Origin of the sequence: Stenotrophomonas bentonitica (assembly GCF_002887735.1) — a bacterium.
GTDB classification, from domain to species: Bacteria; Pseudomonadota; Gammaproteobacteria; order Xanthomonadales; family Xanthomonadaceae; genus Stenotrophomonas; species Stenotrophomonas bentonitica_A.
This window is the reverse complement of record NZ_PKQP01000003.1, coordinates 267,487-282,735: the sequence shown is the minus strand read 5'-3', so window position 1 is coordinate 282,735 and position 15,249 is coordinate 267,487. Positions and strand designations below refer to the sequence as shown.

Annotated in this window: 10 protein-coding genes; 4 read left to right on the top strand and 6 right to left on the bottom strand. The window is 67.7% G+C overall.

Going from position 1 to position 15,249, the window contains the following annotated elements; genetic code table 11:
- Positions 1 to 63 precede the first annotated feature (63 nt).
- Positions 64 to 624: an HdeD family acid-resistance protein gene (locus tag C0R07_RS08390; RefSeq protein WP_070472478.1), complete on the top strand. Its 561-nt coding sequence runs from the start codon at positions 64 to 66 to the stop codon at positions 622 to 624.
- A 47-nt stretch (positions 625 to 671) separates the two neighbouring features.
- Entirely contained in the window at positions 672 to 1,172 is a 501-nt protein-coding gene (locus tag C0R07_RS08385) for a SecDF P1 head subdomain-containing protein (protein WP_070472475.1), read from the top strand.
- 24 nt (positions 1,173 to 1,196) lie between these two features.
- On the opposite strand, the gene C0R07_RS08380 is transcribed toward C0R07_RS08385, so the two are convergent.
- Genes C0R07_RS08380 through C0R07_RS08355 form a run of 6 tightly spaced genes read right to left on the bottom strand, consistent with a single transcriptional unit; the run spans position 1,197 to position 8,421 of the window.
- Entirely contained in the window at positions 1,197 to 3,002 is a 1,806-nt protein-coding gene (locus tag C0R07_RS08380; RefSeq protein WP_102788647.1) for an MFS transporter, read from the bottom strand.
- A gap of 53 nt (positions 3,003 to 3,055) precedes the next feature.
- Positions 3,056 to 4,171: an N-acetylglucosamine-6-phosphate deacetylase gene (gene nagA / locus C0R07_RS08375; protein ID WP_070472469.1), complete on the bottom strand. Its 1,116-nt coding sequence runs from the start codon at positions 4,169 to 4,171 to the stop codon at positions 3,056 to 3,058.
- Positions 4,168 to 4,944 (bottom strand): DeoR family transcriptional regulator, encoded by a 777-nt coding sequence (locus tag C0R07_RS08370; RefSeq protein WP_019185238.1) that lies wholly within the window; start codon positions 4,942 to 4,944, stop codon positions 4,168 to 4,170. The genes nagA and C0R07_RS08370 overlap by 4 nt, the downstream gene beginning before the upstream one ends.
- Positions 4,945 to 4,978: 34 nt before the next feature.
- Complete coding sequence (locus C0R07_RS08365; protein ID WP_070472466.1) at positions 4,979 to 6,307, bottom strand: D-tagatose-bisphosphate aldolase, class II, non-catalytic subunit; 1,329 nt, start codon at positions 6,305 to 6,307, stop codon at positions 4,979 to 4,981.
- A gap of 23 nt (positions 6,308 to 6,330) precedes the next feature.
- Positions 6,331 to 7,257, bottom strand: a complete 927-nt coding sequence (locus C0R07_RS08360) for an ROK family protein (RefSeq protein ID WP_070472464.1) — start codon at positions 7,255 to 7,257, stop codon at positions 6,331 to 6,333.
- Positions 7,258 to 7,263: 6 nt separating this feature from the next.
- Positions 7,264 to 8,421, bottom strand: a complete 1,158-nt coding sequence (locus tag C0R07_RS08355) for an SIS domain-containing protein (protein ID WP_102788646.1) — start codon at positions 8,419 to 8,421, stop codon at positions 7,264 to 7,266.
- Positions 8,422 to 8,754: 333 nt separating this feature from the next.
- Here C0R07_RS08355 and C0R07_RS08350 point away from each other — a divergent pair, with 333 nt between their 5' ends.
- Together C0R07_RS08350 and C0R07_RS08345 are read left to right on the top strand one after the other, a co-directional pair.
- On the top strand, positions 8,755 to 12,114 hold the full coding sequence (locus C0R07_RS08350; RefSeq protein ID WP_102788645.1) for a TIM-barrel domain-containing protein: 3,360 nt from the start codon (positions 8,755 to 8,757) through the stop codon (positions 12,112 to 12,114).
- A 138-nt stretch (positions 12,115 to 12,252) separates the two neighbouring features.
- Entirely contained in the window at positions 12,253 to 15,225 is a 2,973-nt protein-coding gene (locus C0R07_RS08345) for a TonB-dependent receptor plug domain-containing protein (protein ID WP_070472455.1), read from the top strand.
- Positions 15,226 to 15,249 lie beyond the last annotated feature (24 nt).

The following is a 15,249-nucleotide window of genomic DNA, read 5'->3' as shown; positions in this document are numbered from 1 at the left end:
GCCGCGCCCTGCACGGCGCGAGGTCGTACCATCGGCCCGTCATCATCCCCGCAAGGACGTCACATGAACCTGCCGCCGGATTCGCGCACCTCACCTCTTCTCACTGCCATCGGCCGCAGCTGGTGGGTGCTGATGCTGTACGGCGTAGTTGCCGTGGTCTTCGGGCTGATCGCGATCACGCGGCCCCTGTCGGCCGCCACCGCGCTGGCCTGGGCGATTGGCGTGATGGCCCTCGTGGAAGGCCTGATCAGTCTGTTCGCGCTGTTCGGCCGCAGTGGCGTGCCGCGTGGCTGGCTGCTGGTCTATGCGCTGGCTTCGCTGGTGTTCGGCGCGTTGGCTGTGCTCAACCCACTGGCCACGGCCAGCGTGCTGATCCTGCTGCTGGCGGCCTGGCTGATCGTCGCCGGCATCTACCGCATCGTGTTCGCGGTCCGGGTGCGCAAGGAAATCCAGGGCGAGTGGCTGCTGATCCTCAGCGGCGTGCTGGCCATCGTGCTCGGCGCGATGATGGTGGCCAACCCGATGGCGGGCATTGCCGTCACCACGCTGTGGATAGGGATCGGCAGCCTGCTCTATGGCGTACTGCAGATCGTGGTGGCCTGGCGCATCCGCCGCCTGCGCTGAGCACGCGCAGCGGCGATACTCGTGTCCCCACACAAGGAGAAACAGGCATGCGCAGTTGTCTGCTGATCGCCACCATGATGCTGGGTGCCGGACTGAGCGCCTGCACCCAGGCACCTCCTGCGCCGGCGGCGATCGAGACACCGGCGGGCGTCGCACCGCTGGCGAACGCACGCATCCAGATGCGTGAGGTGGCCGAGGATGCCCGCCACCCCGGCGTCACCACGCTCAAGGACCGCGACGGCAACGTGCTGCCCCTGATCGAGCCGGCCTTCATCACCACGGCCGACATCGCCTCGGTGGCCGTGGGCAGCGACGGGACCACCGGACACGGGACGCTGATCCTGCGCTTCACGGATGCCGCGGCGCCGCGGATCCTCGCCGCGACGGAAGCGCGCGTCGCCAAGCGTGTGGCGTTTACCGTTGGCGATCAGGTCCTCAATGTCGCCGTCATCGCCGGCCCCTTCGCGCAGTCCATGCAGGTGAGCGGACTGGACAGCAACGAGGAAGCCCACCGGCTGTATACCGAGATCACCGGCAAGGCGCCCTGAGCACCTCGCGATCCGCGGAGGCGCTCAGCGGAAATTCGCCTCGATCTGCTCCAGCGATTTGCCCTTGGTCTCCGGCAGCCAGAATGCGGCGATGAGGAAGTACAGCAGCGTACAACCGGCCCAGAAGAAGAACATGCTGGCGTAGCCGTGGTGGCCGACCGTGGGCAGGAAGATCGCGGCGATCACGGTGGAAACGAACTGGTTGATCAACAGCGCGATGCTCATGCCGTTGGAGCGGATGCGGGTGGGCATCAGCTCGGACAGCGCGAGCCACACGCACACGCCCGGGCCCACCGCGAAGAACGCCACGAACAGCAGGATGCAGCCGGCGACCAGCCAGCCGTGGGTGGGCGAGGGCACCGGGCCGATCACCGCACGTTCGATCACCAGCGGCGCGTTCGCGGCCTGCGCCGGGTCCGGGAACGGGTTGAGATGCAGCGTGCGGAAGAAGCGGCCGATCACGCTGTCGGCGGAGACCGCATCTTCGCGGCGGATCTGCAGCGTGGCGTCAATCGGGTTGTCGCTGCGCAGTGAGCGCACGTTGCTGAAGCCGCCGTAGGCGTAGGACACGGTCAGCTGCTGGGGCGCGGTGCCGGCGTTGCCGTCCAGGCGCTGCCATTGCGCGGCGTCCAGCGGCAGCGACAAGGTGGTGCCGCTCACCTGCTGCTGCAGCGCGGCCTGCACATCCAGCCGCCCGCGTTCGCTCTGCACGAACAGCAGCGCCGCAGCCAGCAGCGACAGCGTGATGCCGCCACTGCCCAGCATCAGCAGGAACTTGCGGCCTTTGCGGTCCACCAGCAGCAGCGCGACCACCGTCATCACGGCATTGAGCAGCTTGATCGCCACATCGGCGCCATTGGCCACCGAGCCAGGCAGGCCGGCCTGGTTGAGGATGTTGACCGCGTAGGCCAGCACCGAATTGATGCCGGTGGCCTGGGTGAAGGCCAGCACCAGGCAGGCCAGCACGAACGGCCACACGTAGCGGCGGCTGAGCAGCGGGTCGCGCTTGCCGTTGCGGCCGGTCTGCATCTCTTCGGGCGCCTGCATGCGCTGCAGGGTCGGCTCCACCTCATCCGCGGCGACGGTACGCTGCAGGGCACGGCGCGCCTTGTCGATGCGGCCACGGCGCACGAGCCAGCGGGGGGATTCACTGATCAGCAGCACGCCCCCGGTGAACACCAGCCCAGGCAGCAGGCAGCTCCAGAAAATGGTGCGCCAGGCGTGATCCTTGACGTCGAACAGCAGGCGCTGCTGCTCGGCACCGGGCAGATGGCGCACCGCGGCCGTCGCCGCATCCACTGCATGCGCGTGGTACAGCCCGATCACGGCCGCCAGCACCAGGCCGATGGTCAGCAGCAACTGGAACATCGCCGCGCCACGCCCACGTCGTTCCGGGCTGAGCACTTCGGCCAGGTAGAGCGGCACGACGACACCGATCAGGCCGCCACTGATGCCCTGCAGCAGGCGCCCCATCAACAGCGCGCCATAGCCATCGGACAATGCCATCACCGGAATGCTCGCGGTGAACAGCACGCCGGCCAGCAGCATCGCGCCACGGCGGCCGATCAGGTCGGCGACCATCCCGGCGAACAGCGAGGACAGCACACTGCCCAACAGCACCGCGGCGACCACGAAACCCAGCTGCTGGCTGGTCAGGTGCCAGCTCGCGGTGGCGGTGGCCTCCAGATAGGGCAGGGCGCCGGCGATGATGCCGATGTCGATGCCGTAGAGCAGCCCGCCCATGCCACCGATGAACAACAGATAGCGTACCGGCCAGCGTGGCGCGGAAGCGCCGGCGTGCACGGGCATGGCTGCGGAAACGTCGTTCATCGTGCCGGTCCTGTCTGCTGCTGCGTGCGCCATGGCGGCGCGGGAGTCCACGCTCAGTCGAGCGCGATGTCGTCGCCTTCCACCACCACGCCGCGCACGCGCAGGTCGTGGTCGAGCACCACCAGGTCCGCCCAGGCACCGGTCGCGATACGGCCGCGGTCATCGATGCCAAGGTAGTCGGCCGGGTAGCGCGACAGCCGGTGGGAGGCATCGGCGATGTCCAGGCCGAGCGAGACCAGGTTGCGCAGCGCCTGGTCCATGGTCAGTGCGCTGCCGGCCAGCGAGCCGCTCGACAGCCGCACGCAGCCCAGGCACTTGTGCACGCGCTGTACGCCGAGCGCGTATTCGCCATCGGGCATGCCGGTAGCGGCGGTCGCATCAGTGACGCAGTACAGGCGCGGAATCGCGCGCAGCGCGGTGTGGATCGCGCCGGGATGCACGTGCTGCAGATCGGGAATGAGTTCGGCGTACTGCGCATGCGCGAGTGCGGCGGTGGCGATGCCCGGGTGGTAGTGGTCCACACCGGTCATGCCATTGAACAGATGGGTGAAGCCGGCCGCACCGGCGTTCAATGCGGCCACGCCGTCATCATAGCTGCCGGCGCTGTGGCCGAGCTGCACGCGGATACCGAGCGCGCTCAGGGCAGGAATCAGCGCGAGGTGCTGGCCGATTTCCGGGGCGAGGGTCAGCACCTTGATCGGGGCGATCGCGTGCAGGCGCTGCACGTCGGCCAGGGTGGCCTCGACCACCAATGGTGGCTGCGCGCCGAGGCGCTGCGCGCTGATGAAGGGGCCTTCCAGGTGGACGCCGAGCACGCGCGCCATGCCGGGTTCGCGCGTGGCGATCGCAGCGGACAGGCCTTCAAGCGCCCGCGTGATGTCGTCTTCCTGCGCGGTCATGGTGGTGCCCAGCAGCGCGGTGGTGCCGTGCCGGGCGTGCGCGCGGGCCACCGTCTGCGCGGTCGTGCCGCCCTGCATGATGTCCACCCCGGCCCCGCCATGCACATGCAGGTCGATGAAGCCGGGCAGGATCAGCGGCACCTCCGCATCGTCGCGCGGGTCGGCGTGCGCGGTGTCGATGGCAGTGATGCGCTGGTCGAAATGGAGATCGCCGCGGACCCAACCGGTGTCGGTGAGCAGGCGGCCGTGCAGGGAGCGGGACTCGGTCAAGGCGGGGACTCGGCGATGATCACTTCGACGCCCAGCCGCTGCAGCCCTTCCAGGTACTCGGGCTCGATGCTGGCGTCGGTGATGATGGTATGGACCTGGTCCAGCCGCGCGATGCGGTGCAGGCTGACCCGGCCGAACTTGGAGGCATCGGTCAGCACCACGATGCGGCGCGCGCGCTCGACCATGCGGTGGTTGAGGCTGGCTTCGGCCTCATGGTGGGTGGTCAGGCCGAACTGCAGGTCCAGGCCGTCCACACCGAGGAACAACGTGTCGAAGCTGTAGGTGTTGAGGCTGGCTTCGGCCTGGCTGCCATGCAGCGACAGCGACTGCTTGCGCAGCAGCCCGCCGGTGAGCAGCAGCTCCACGCCGGGCGCATTGGCCAGCTCCCAGGCGATGTTGAGCCCGTTGGTCATCACCGTGACATCGCGATGCCCGCGCAGGTGCCGCGCCAGGGTCATCGTGGTCGAGCCGGAATCGATGATGATGTTGTCGCCGGCTTTGACCAGCTTGGCCGCCTCGATACCGATGCGGTCCTTCATCGGCAGGTTCAGCGCATCCTTCTCGTGGATGTCCTGTTCCTGCGGCGGCGTGCGCACCAGCGTGGCGCCCCCGTGGGTGCGCGTGGCCAGCCCCTGCGACTCGATGTGGGTCAGGTCGGCGCGGATCGTCACTGCCGACACCGCAAAGCGCTCCACCAGCTCGCTGACCTGCACGTTGCCGTGCTCGACCAGGGTCTGGAGGATCTGTTGGCGGCGCTGCCGGGTGTTTCGCATGGGGGCGATTCCGTTCGAAAGGGAAAGCCGAAGCTTACCGTTCCGAAAGCTCCTTGGCCTGCCGGGTTTCGTTATGCGCGCCCGAGACGTTGCGATTGCAGGCCCGGGCGTACTCGGCCAGGCGCAGCGCCACCTTGTGCTGGATCAGCGCCAGCGGTTCGGGCTGCAGCTCGTCGGCTTCGATCGCCTTGAGCTGTTCGGGCATGAACTGGCCGAGCAGCATCTGCGGCGGCGCGTGCGCGGTGAGATTGGCGACCAGCGTGTCCAGCGCCGCCTGCACCGCCGGCTCGCCCCAGTAATAGCGGCTGCGGTCGCTGAGCGAATACGCGCGCAGCAGGCGCAGTTCGTGTTCGTCGCCCTGGTAGTAGCTGCGCCAGCTGCCGGGTTTGTCGACCATGCAGCGGTCCAGCACCTCGATCAGCTGCGAGTGCTGCGTGGCCGGCAGCAGCTCGCGCTCGATCATCGCCAGCGCGAACACCGCTTCGCGGAAGGCATAGGTTGCCGCCGGGCCGACTTTCAGGATTGCGAAGTGATCGCGGACCAGCGCGTGCAGGCCAGCTTCGGTCTGGTAATCGGTGGAGTGCGCTTCGAACACGATGCGCGGCTGCTGTTCGACGAAGGCCGACAGGTCCGCGGCGGCGGCAGGGTCGTAGTAGTGCACGCTGCTGTGGTCGAAATCCACGCCGGGCTGCACCACCATCGCGATCACGCGCTCCCAGGCCGGCAGCAGGTCCGGGGCGGAGAATGCTTCGCGGTGGATGGCCAGGGTGGTGGCCGCGGCCGCCGGCGTCGTCACCTGCAGGCCACCGGCCAGCGAGGCCTCACCGCCGGGAATCGGCACTTCGGTGCCGATCACGTAGACCGGCGGCGGCAGCCCGTGCTCGGCAGCGGTGCGCTCGGCAATCCGCGCCAGTTCGGCCGAGCGCGCCGCGACGATGGCGTCCGGCAACGGCGTGGGGTCATCGGCGCAGGACATGCTGCAGTCCAGGTGGATCTTGTGGAAACCGGCGGCCACATAGGCGGCGATCAGCTCGCGGGCGTTGGCCATTGCGGCCGCTGTGGGGCCTTTCTGCCAGGCATTCGGACCGAGGTGGTCGCCGCCGAGCACCAGCCGCTCGGCCGGGAAGCCCGCATCGCGCGCCAGCTGCAGCACGTAGTCGCGGTACTGCGGTGGGGTCATACCGGTATAGCCGCCGAACTGATCGACCTGGTTGGAGGTTGCCTCGATCAGCAGCAGGGTGTCGTAACGCTGCGCCACCTGCATCGCCGCCAGCAACACCTGCGCGTTGCTGCAGCAGACGCTGTACAGCCCGACGGGGGCGCCCTGGCGATGGGTGGCGATCAACGATTGGACGGCGGACATGGCAACTCCAGTAACAGCGGTGTTCAGGGGGAGGGATGGTGCTGACGTGCGAGCAGGGCGGCGCCCCGCGCACCGCCGGCATCGCCGAAGGTGGGCGGCAGGATCGGCGGCACGCGCACGCCGGTGAACAGGTACGGCGCGATCGCGGCCGGCAGATCGCGATACAGCTGCTCCAGCTTGGACAGCCCACCGCCGAGCACGATCACGTGCGGATCGAGCGCGAGAATCAGGCTGGCGAAGCTGTAGCCGAGCAGGTCGCGGTGGATGTCCAGCGCCTGCTGCGCGATCGCATCGCCGGCCTGCGCGCGTGCGACCACCTCGGCAGCATCCAGCGCTGTACCACCGCGCCGCGCATGGATCATCGCCAGGCCGCTGCCGGACACGTACCGCTCCAGGCAGCCGCGCAGGCCGCAGCCGCAGTCCAGCAGCGGCAGATCGTGGCGCTGCTGCAGTGTGGCGGGCAGGCTCCAGTGGCCCCATTCGCCGGCGATGCCGTTGTGCCCGGCGATCAGCCGGCCACCGACGCAGAAGCCACCGCCCGCACCGGTGCCGAGGATCACCCCGAACATGCTGGGATACCCGGCGGCGGTGCCGTCATGCGCTTCGGACAAGGCGAAACACTGCAGATCGTTGCCCAGTTCCAGCGGGCGCTGCAGGCGAGCCTGCAGGTCCGCCCCGACTGTGTGACCGGTCAGGCTGGGCACATTGGCACTGAGCTGGCGGCCGCTGGCGCGATCACGCACGCCGGGCAGGCCAAGGCCGACGGCGACCCCGCGCTGGCCGAGCGCGGCATCCGCCGCATCGACCAGATCGACGATCGCCTGCAGGAACGCAGCGTAGTCCCGGGTCGGCGTCGGTACGCGCTGGCGATGATGCACCGCCAGCGCGGCGTCGCACGCGACCAGCTCGATCTTGGTGCCGCCGATGTCGATGCCGTACCAGGTCTGCATGCGTGCTCAGCCGTGGGGGTGGATGGTCACGCCCTGCACCACACGGTTGACCGTGCCGTCGGGGAAGGGATTGTCGGGCGTCATGCCGAGCGCGGCCGAACGCTGCAGCGCATAGCACTGCGGCACCAGCAACCACAGCGGGGCCAGCCACGGATCGGGCAGTGCAGGTGCGGCGAGGACGAAGTCGCCGTCGGCGCGGTCCGCGTCATCCGGCCCGATCGACAACACACGCCCGGCGATGCCGTCGCGGCGCAGTTCGTTCAACAGGTCCTGCTCGTAGCGGCGGGCCAGCGGCTGTGCGCTGCGCAGCATCACCACCAGCGTTTCACCGTTGAGGGTGGACTTGGGCCCATGGCGGAACCCCAGCGGGGTATTGGCCAGCGCCAGCACCTGGCCGGCGGTGAGTTCGAGCACCTTCAGCGCGGCCTCGCGGGCGACCGCTTCCAGTGGCCCACTGCCGAGATAGATGACGCGCGAGTATGGCGCCTGGGCCAGCGCGGCCACCGCCGCATCCCAGGCATCCAGTGCGCGTTCGCCGTGGTTGGCCAGGCTGTGCAGACGTTCCAGGCGCTGCGCCCACGGGGCGCTGTCGAACGCACTCAGCGCGGCCAGCAGCATGCAGCTCAGGCTGCTGGTCATCGCGAAGGCGCGGTCGCAGCTGGCCGCCGGCATCAGCAGCGACAGCGTATCGCTGCGGCCGTGACCACGCTTGGCAAGTTCGCCTTCGGCATTGCAGGTGATATCCACGAAGCGTGCGCGGTCGACCTGGTCGCGGACCAGATCCACCGCCGCTACGCTTTCCGGGCTGGAGCCGCTGCGCCCGAACGAGACCAGCAGGGTCGGGCGGTCGCGGCGCAGGTACAGCGCCGGATGGGTCAGCAGGCTGGTGGTATGCACGGCGCGGACCTCGGCAGGCCACTGCGCATTGATCTGGTCGGCCACCATCTCGGCAATGAACCCCGAGCTGCCGGCGCCGGTGAAGATCACCAACTGGCCGGGATCGCGCAGGGCTTCCCCGAGGAAGTCATCGATGCGCGCCTGCGCTGCGACCAGAAGGCCGGCCAGCGCGGCCCACAGCCGGGGCTGCTGGGCGATTTCTTCGGCGGTATAGGCGCCACCGAGGCGCTGCCACGTGGGCAAATCAGGGAGCAGAGAAGCGTCCATTCGCAATTCCTGTTGGGCGACCGCACCTTCTGCGTTTTCTTTCGAAATGTCAAATATCGAAAGATAAAGAAAAGGTAGTTCGGTCACAGTTTTCGTCGTCTTCTTCGCGGGCTACCGTCAGCACTTCGACGGAATGCCGCGCCGCAGCAAGGTTTCGGGCGGTCGAAAACGCGTATTCAGGCGCCGTTTGGAAAGAAGGACGGCACAGTATCTTTCGGTTTATATAAATTATCCTTCCTTTTTCTTTGCAATTTGTTGACATCTTTCGAGATCCTGCCCTAGAGTCGGCCGCACTGGTTTCAGTTTCCCGCTCACCGCGGGCTTGGGGGCAAGGTGGACTTCCGGTTACGACGCACTGGTCTGACGATTGCACTGCTTGCGGCAGTGGCGCTGGGCGGCACCGCCAGTGCCGCGCCGGTGGGTAACCTGCGTGCGATCAGTGCCACCCCCGCCAACGACGGCACCCCCGGTTGGACGCTCAGCACCGATACCGGCGCCACGGTGCGCGTGGACCTGTTGCGCGATGACGTCCTGCGCGTGCGCGCCGGCCGCAACGGCACGCTCACCGGTGCCGGCGACAAGGCCGCCCCGATCGTGCTGCCGCAGCCGGCCGCGAAGGTTGCCGTCCAACTGGAAGAGGATGCCAACGAGGTGCGCATCCGCACCGATGCGCTGGTCCTGCACATCCAGCGCCAGCCACTGCGCCTGGCGCTGGTCCGCCGCGAGGGTGACCGCGATGTCGCGCTGTGGCGCGAACTGCAGCCGCTGGACCTGGACAAGGATCAGAGCGTGCAGGTGCTCTCCAGCGAAAGCGATGAGCACTTCTACGGCGGTGGCCAGCAGAACGGCCGCTTCGAGTTCAAGGGCCGCGAACTGGAGGTGTCGTACTCCGGTGGCTGGGAAGAAGGCGATCGCCCCAACCCGGCGCCGATGCTGTTGAGCTCGCGGGGCTGGGGCATGCTGCGCAACACGTGGAGCGACGGCACCTACGATCTGCGCCAGGCCGACCAGGCCACGCTGCTGCACCGCGAGGACCGCTTCGATGCGTACTACTTCGTCGGGCCGAGCCTGCATACGCTGCTGGACCGTTACACCACGCTGACCGGCCGCGCCGGCCTGCTGCCGCGTTGGGCGTTCTCCTATGGCGACGCCGACTGCTACAACGATGGCAACAACATCAAGAAGCCGGGCAGCGTGCCCGACGGCTGGAGCGACGGCCCGACCGGCACCACGTCCGACGTGGTCGACAGCGTGGCCAGGCAGTACCGCGAGCACGACATGCCCGGCGGCTGGATCCTCCCCAACGATGGTTACGGCTGCGGCTACAAAAAGCTGCCCGAGACCGTGCAGGGGCTGGCGAAGTACGGCTTCAGGACCGGCCTGTGGACCGAGAACGGCGTCGACAAGATCGCCTGGGAAGTCGGTACCGCCGGCAGCCGCGTGCAGAAGCTGGACGTGGCCTGGACCGGCAAGGGCTACCAGTTCGCGATGGATGCCAACCAGTCCGCGTTCAACGGCATCATGGACAACTCAGATTCGCGCCCGTTCCTGTGGACGGTGATGGGCTGGGGCGGCATCCAGCGCTATGCGGTGGCCTGGACCGGCGACCAGAGCAGCAGCTGGGATTACATCCGCTGGCACATTCCGACCCTGATCGGCTCGGGCCTGTCCGGCATGGCCTACGCCAGTGGCGACGTGGACGCGATCTTTGGCGGCAGCGCCGAGACCTTCACCCGCGACCTGCAGTGGAAGAGCTTCACCCCTGTGCTGATGGGCATGTCCGGCTGGTCGGGCAATGCGCGCAAGCACCCGTGGTGGTTCGATGAGCCCTACCGCAGCGTCAACCGCGACTACCTCAAGCTGAAGATGCGCATGACCCCGTACATGTACGGGCTGGCACACGATGCAGCGACCAGCGGTGCACCGCTGCTGCGCGCGCTGATGTGGGACTACCCCCAGGACCCGCAGGCCTACACCGAAGCGCACAAGTACCAGTTCCTGCTCGGCCGCGAGCTGTTGATCGCACCGGTGTACCGCAGCCAGGCCGCAAGCCGTGGCTGGCGCCGCGACATCCACCTGCCGCAGGGCCGCTGGATCGACTACTGGGATGGCCGCCAGCTGCAGGCCGGCGCCGAGGGGCGCTCGCTGGATCGTCCGGTCGATCTGGCCACGATCCCGGTGTTCGTGCGCGCCGGCGCCATCATCCCGATGTACCCGGCGATGCTCTACGACGGTGAGAAGCCGCTGGATGAAGTGACCTTCGATCTGTACCCGCAGGGCACCTCGCAGTACACGCTGTACGAAGATGATGGCGCCACCCGCCGCTATGAGAAAGGCGAATCGAGCACGCAGGCGATCACGGTGCAGGCCCCGGCGCAGGGCACTGGCCCGGTGCAGGTGCGCATCGATCCGGTGCAGGGCCGGTATGCCGGCCAGCTGCCGCAGCGCCGCTATGCGCTGCGCGTGCTCAGCCGCCAGCGCCCGGCCACGGTGACGCTGGGCGGACGCGCGCTGCCGATGCTGGCCGACCAGGCAGCGTGGCAAGGTGCGGGCGAGGGCTGGTACTTCGATGCGGCAGAGCGCCGCGGCACCCTGCACGTGCGCACCGCGCCGACCGACATCCGCCAGGCACTCACGCTGCAGCTGGATCTGCCGATCGCCGCCGCACCGGTCGACGATGCCTTCCCGGCCGCACCGGAACTGGGCCGCGCGCTGCCCTCCGACAGCCTGCTTGTGGTCAACCGGCCGGCCGAGGAGCAGGGCTATGAGATGGAGAAAGCCTTCGACGATGATCCGGCCACGTGGTTCCGCACCGTGCGCAACCAGGCGGTCAAGACCGGCGCGCACGAGTGGGTGCTCGGCTTCGGCGAACGCAAGCTGATCGACGGCATCGAACTGGCGCCGCGCAACGACCAGCACTGGAAGAACGGGCAGATCCGCGACTACGAAATCTACATGGCCGACAGCAACGGCGAGTGGGGTGAGCCGATCAAGCGCGGTCGTCTGACCCTGCAGCAGGGAATGCAGCAGATCGACTTCCCCGCCCATGCTGGCCGCCTGCTGCGCTTCCGCGTGCTGAGCACGCAGAACCCGGAAGGTGATGGCGCCAGTGGTGCCGATCCGATGGTGACGGCTGCGCAGGGCAGCGTGGCACGTGCGGTGGATGCGCTGCAGCCGCGCGATGTCGGCCCGATCGTGCTGTCCACCTTCCACGTGCTGGAGCATCCGCAGCCGGACGGCCCGGCGCAGCAGCTGTACCTGTCTGCGCTGCCGCTGCCGACACCGTTGCAGGCCAGCGTCGCCACTGACCACGCCTTCGGCGGGCAGGCGGAAATGCGCATGAACGGCCTGCATTTCCGCCGCGGCCTGGGCGTCAACGCCAGCGGCCGCATCGACCTGAAGCTCAACGGCAGCTGGCGCCTGCTGCGCGCCGACCTGGGTATCGATGATCAGTGCCGCACCGCCGGCGGCATGCAGTTCCAGGTGTGGGGTGACGGTCGGCTGCTGTATGACAGCGGCCTGGTCAACGCACCCGGCGTGGTCAAACCGGAGCTGGACGTGCGCGGCCTGCAGCGGCTGAGCCTGCGCACGCTCGGAGCGCAGGGCGACCACCCCGCGGAGGTCTGTGGCAACTGGGCCAATGCCGCCCTGATCGGACAGGAGGGCGATACCGCCAGCATCGTGTCGCCGTAACCGAAGAAACACGCTTTCAGAAAAACAGCTCTCTCCCGTTTCCCGTCTGCGGCCCTTTGGCCGCGGCACGGGGGACGTTTGCCCGAACACACCCATCCACCGCCAGCCCCACGCTGCGGATCGAACAAGGAGCCCAAGATGTTGACCGAACGCCATCGCCATCGCCGCATCACCGCCACCCCCTTGTCCATCGCACTCGGCCTGGCCGTCGCGGTGGTCGGCAGTGCCAGCGCCCAGGACGCAACGCCCGATACCAAGGCCACCGAGCTGTCGCGCATCGAGGTGACCGGCTCCAACATCCGCCGCAGTGATGTGGAAACCGCCTCGCCGGTGCAGGTGATCAGCAAGCAGGACATCGAGAACATGGGTGCGCGCACCCTGCTGCAGGTGCTCGACAATCTGCCGGCGGCACGTCCGGGTCAGCAGGATGCGCGCTCGCTGTTCACCGGTTCGGATGGTGCCTCGCAGGCCAACCTGCGCGGCCTCGGCGCACAGGGTACGCTGGTGCTGCTCAATGGCCGTCGCCTGTCCTACTACGGCGCGCCGGCCGGCTTCCAGACCCAGTTCGTCAACATCGATGCAATCCCCGCTGCAGCGATCGAACGCATGGAAGTGCTGACCGACGGTGCCTCGGCCGTGTACGGCACCGATGCGGTGGCCGGTGTGATCAACGTGATCACCAAGCGCTCCTACCAGGGCGCGGAGATCAATCTCACCACTGACAAATCCTCGCGGATCAGCTCCTACGGCGAACACCAGGGCAGCATCACCGCCGGCTTCGGCGACCTGGATGAAGACCGCTACAACGTCTACGCCTCGGTGAACCTGTACCGGCGCGATGCGATTCCGCTGAGCGACTTCTACGACAAGCGGCCCGACCAGTACTACGTCAACAACCCGAACTACCTGCCCAACCTGCGCCTGGGGACCGGCAGCAAGCCGGGCGAGTTCAACCCGGGCAGCTACTTCGCCTTCGATCCGGTCACCGGCCGCCGCGTGCAGGAAGCCGCCCCGGGCTGCAACAACGTACTCACCAGCGAAGCGGCCGGCCCGCGCTGTATCTGGGAGACGTGGATGAACAACGAGATCGACGCCGGCGCCAAGTCCGAGCGCAACACCGCCTACGTCAACGCCCACTTCCTGATCGGCGACAGCACCGAAGCCTTCGCCGAAGCCACGTACACCGACATCGACCTGACCGCCAACGGTGGCACGCCGCGTGCCTACGGCACCACCACCGGCAACCCGACCAGCTGGTTCTCGCGCAATACCGGCACCACGGTCAACCAGTTCCTGTATCCGTACCTGGGCCCGAACAACGAATACAACAACGCCTCGCCCGAACTGAAGGCACTGATGGGCGGCGTGGTCGGCCTGCAGTACCTGCTGCAGGACGTGGGCGCCAACCACTTCGGCCAGCGCAACACCGATCAGAGCTACCGCGTGGTGGCCGGGCTGCGCGGTGACATTGGCGACTGGAACTGGGAAACCGCCTTCGCCACCGCGGGCAGCCACTCGGTCACCTACCAGACCACCAACGTGAACCTGGCCGGCTTCGAGAAGGCCTTTGGCCCGTACTCCGTCGACCCGGGCAGTGGCCGCGTCATCATTTCCGACCATCCGGCCTACAAGTTCGGCGAGATCAGCGAGGCCAACGCCGCGCTGATCCGCGAAGCGTTCCCGACCTTCGATATCCAGTCCTGGACGCGCCTGCATACCCTGGACGGCAAGATCGAAGGCCCGCTGTTCCAGATGCCGGCCGGCGAAGTGCGTGCGGCCTTCGGCTTCAACGCCAGCCGCGAGACCTTCTACACGCCTGGCAACCCGGACGCGGCCAACGGCCTGATCACCCAGCAGGGTGGCTCGTGGTTCGACGGCAAGCGCAACACCTACGCGCTGTTCGCCGAGACGGTGGCGCCGCTCACCGAGAAGCTGGAACTGGACGCCGCGCTGCGCGTGGACAAGTACCCGGACTTCAGCGCCAACCTGGCCCCGAAAATCGGCCTGAAGTACCAGATGTTCGACCAGCTGATGCTGCGCGGCACGTACTCCACCGGCTTCCGCGCGCCCAGCCTGGCCGAGTCCGGCAACGGCGGCGTGTTCGCCCAGCTGGGGGGCTACCGTGATGAAGTGCGCTGCAACGAGACCAACGCGATCGCCAACCTGCTGCTGAAGTCGCAGCGCGGCGGTGACGTGGACCTGGGCAATACCCTGCTCAATACCGATTGCAGCCGCACCGTGGCGCGCATGACCCAGCCCAACCCGGACCTGAAGCCGGAAAAGGCCAAGATCACCACGCTGGGCTTTGTCTACGAGCCGACCCAGTGGCTCTCGGTATCGGCCGATTACTGGTTCATCTACCGCAGCAACGAAATCGTCGCCCCGGATTTCACCCGCGATGAAGACATCATCTCCTCCACCCGCTCGCCGATCACCGACAGCGACCGCGCCAACCTGGCGGCGCTGGCGGCGATGTGCGCCGATCCGGCCAGCGGCGTCGCGTGCCCGGGCACGCTGCCCGGTTACAGCGTCGGCAACGTGGCCAGCGTGGTGGGCCAGTACAAGAACCGCGGCAAGACCCTGATCGACGGCTTCGACATCGACGCGCGCAGCCGCTTCTCGCTGGGCGAATGGGGCAACCTCAACATCGGCGTGGCTGCCACCCTCGCCAACCGCAACCGTTCCTACCTGGATGACGAAAGCGGCTGGTACTACGGCGACCTGGTCGGCTACTACAACAACCCGCGCCTGCGCGCCACGTTGAACGCGGACTGGAGCTACAAGCAGGTCACCACCAGCGTTTTCGTCAACTACGTCGGCGGCACCAAGTGGGCGCTGCAGCAGATCGACGAGGAAGACAACAACCCGCAGACGTGCACCGCCGGCTACCTGCCGGTGGAGCAGAGCAAGTGCGATGGTGCGCCGTCGTGGTGGACCGCCAACCTGAGCGTGGCCTGGCGCCCGGACGAGCACTGGAACGTGGGCTTCACCATCAAGAATCTGTTCGACCGTCTGCCGTTCTATGACCCGAACAGCTTCCTGGGCGACTCCAGCGATTACGCCACCATCTTCGGTCGCGGCTACAGTCTGACCGTGGGCTACAAATTCTGATGCAACCCTCGCGCCGGTCCCGGC

What these genes read in the sequence shown, in the direction of transcription:
- C0R07_RS08390 (WP_070472478.1), top strand. Translation starts at nt 64, where the DNA reads ATGAACCTGCCGCCGGATTCGCGCACCTCACCTCTTCTCACTGCCATC.
- C0R07_RS08385 (WP_070472475.1), top strand. Translation starts at nt 672, where the DNA reads ATGCGCAGTTGTCTGCTGATCGCCACCATGATGCTGGGTGCCGGACTG.
- C0R07_RS08380 (WP_102788647.1), bottom strand. Translation starts at nt 3,002, where the DNA reads ATGAACGACGTTTCCGCAGCCATGCCCGTGCACGCCGGCGCTTCCGCG.
- C0R07_RS08370 (WP_019185238.1), bottom strand. Translation starts at nt 4,944, where the DNA reads ATGCGAAACACCCGGCAGCGCCGCCAACAGATCCTCCAGACCCTGGTC.
- C0R07_RS08365 (WP_070472466.1), bottom strand. Translation starts at nt 6,307, where the DNA reads ATGTCCGCCGTCCAATCGTTGATCGCCACCCATCGCCAGGGCGCCCCC.
- C0R07_RS08360 (WP_070472464.1), bottom strand. Translation starts at nt 7,257, where the DNA reads ATGCAGACCTGGTACGGCATCGACATCGGCGGCACCAAGATCGAGCTG.
- C0R07_RS08355 (WP_102788646.1), bottom strand. Translation starts at nt 8,421, where the DNA reads ATGGACGCTTCTCTGCTCCCTGATTTGCCCACGTGGCAGCGCCTCGGT.
- C0R07_RS08345 (WP_070472455.1), top strand. Translation starts at nt 12,253, where the DNA reads ATGTTGACCGAACGCCATCGCCATCGCCGCATCACCGCCACCCCCTTG.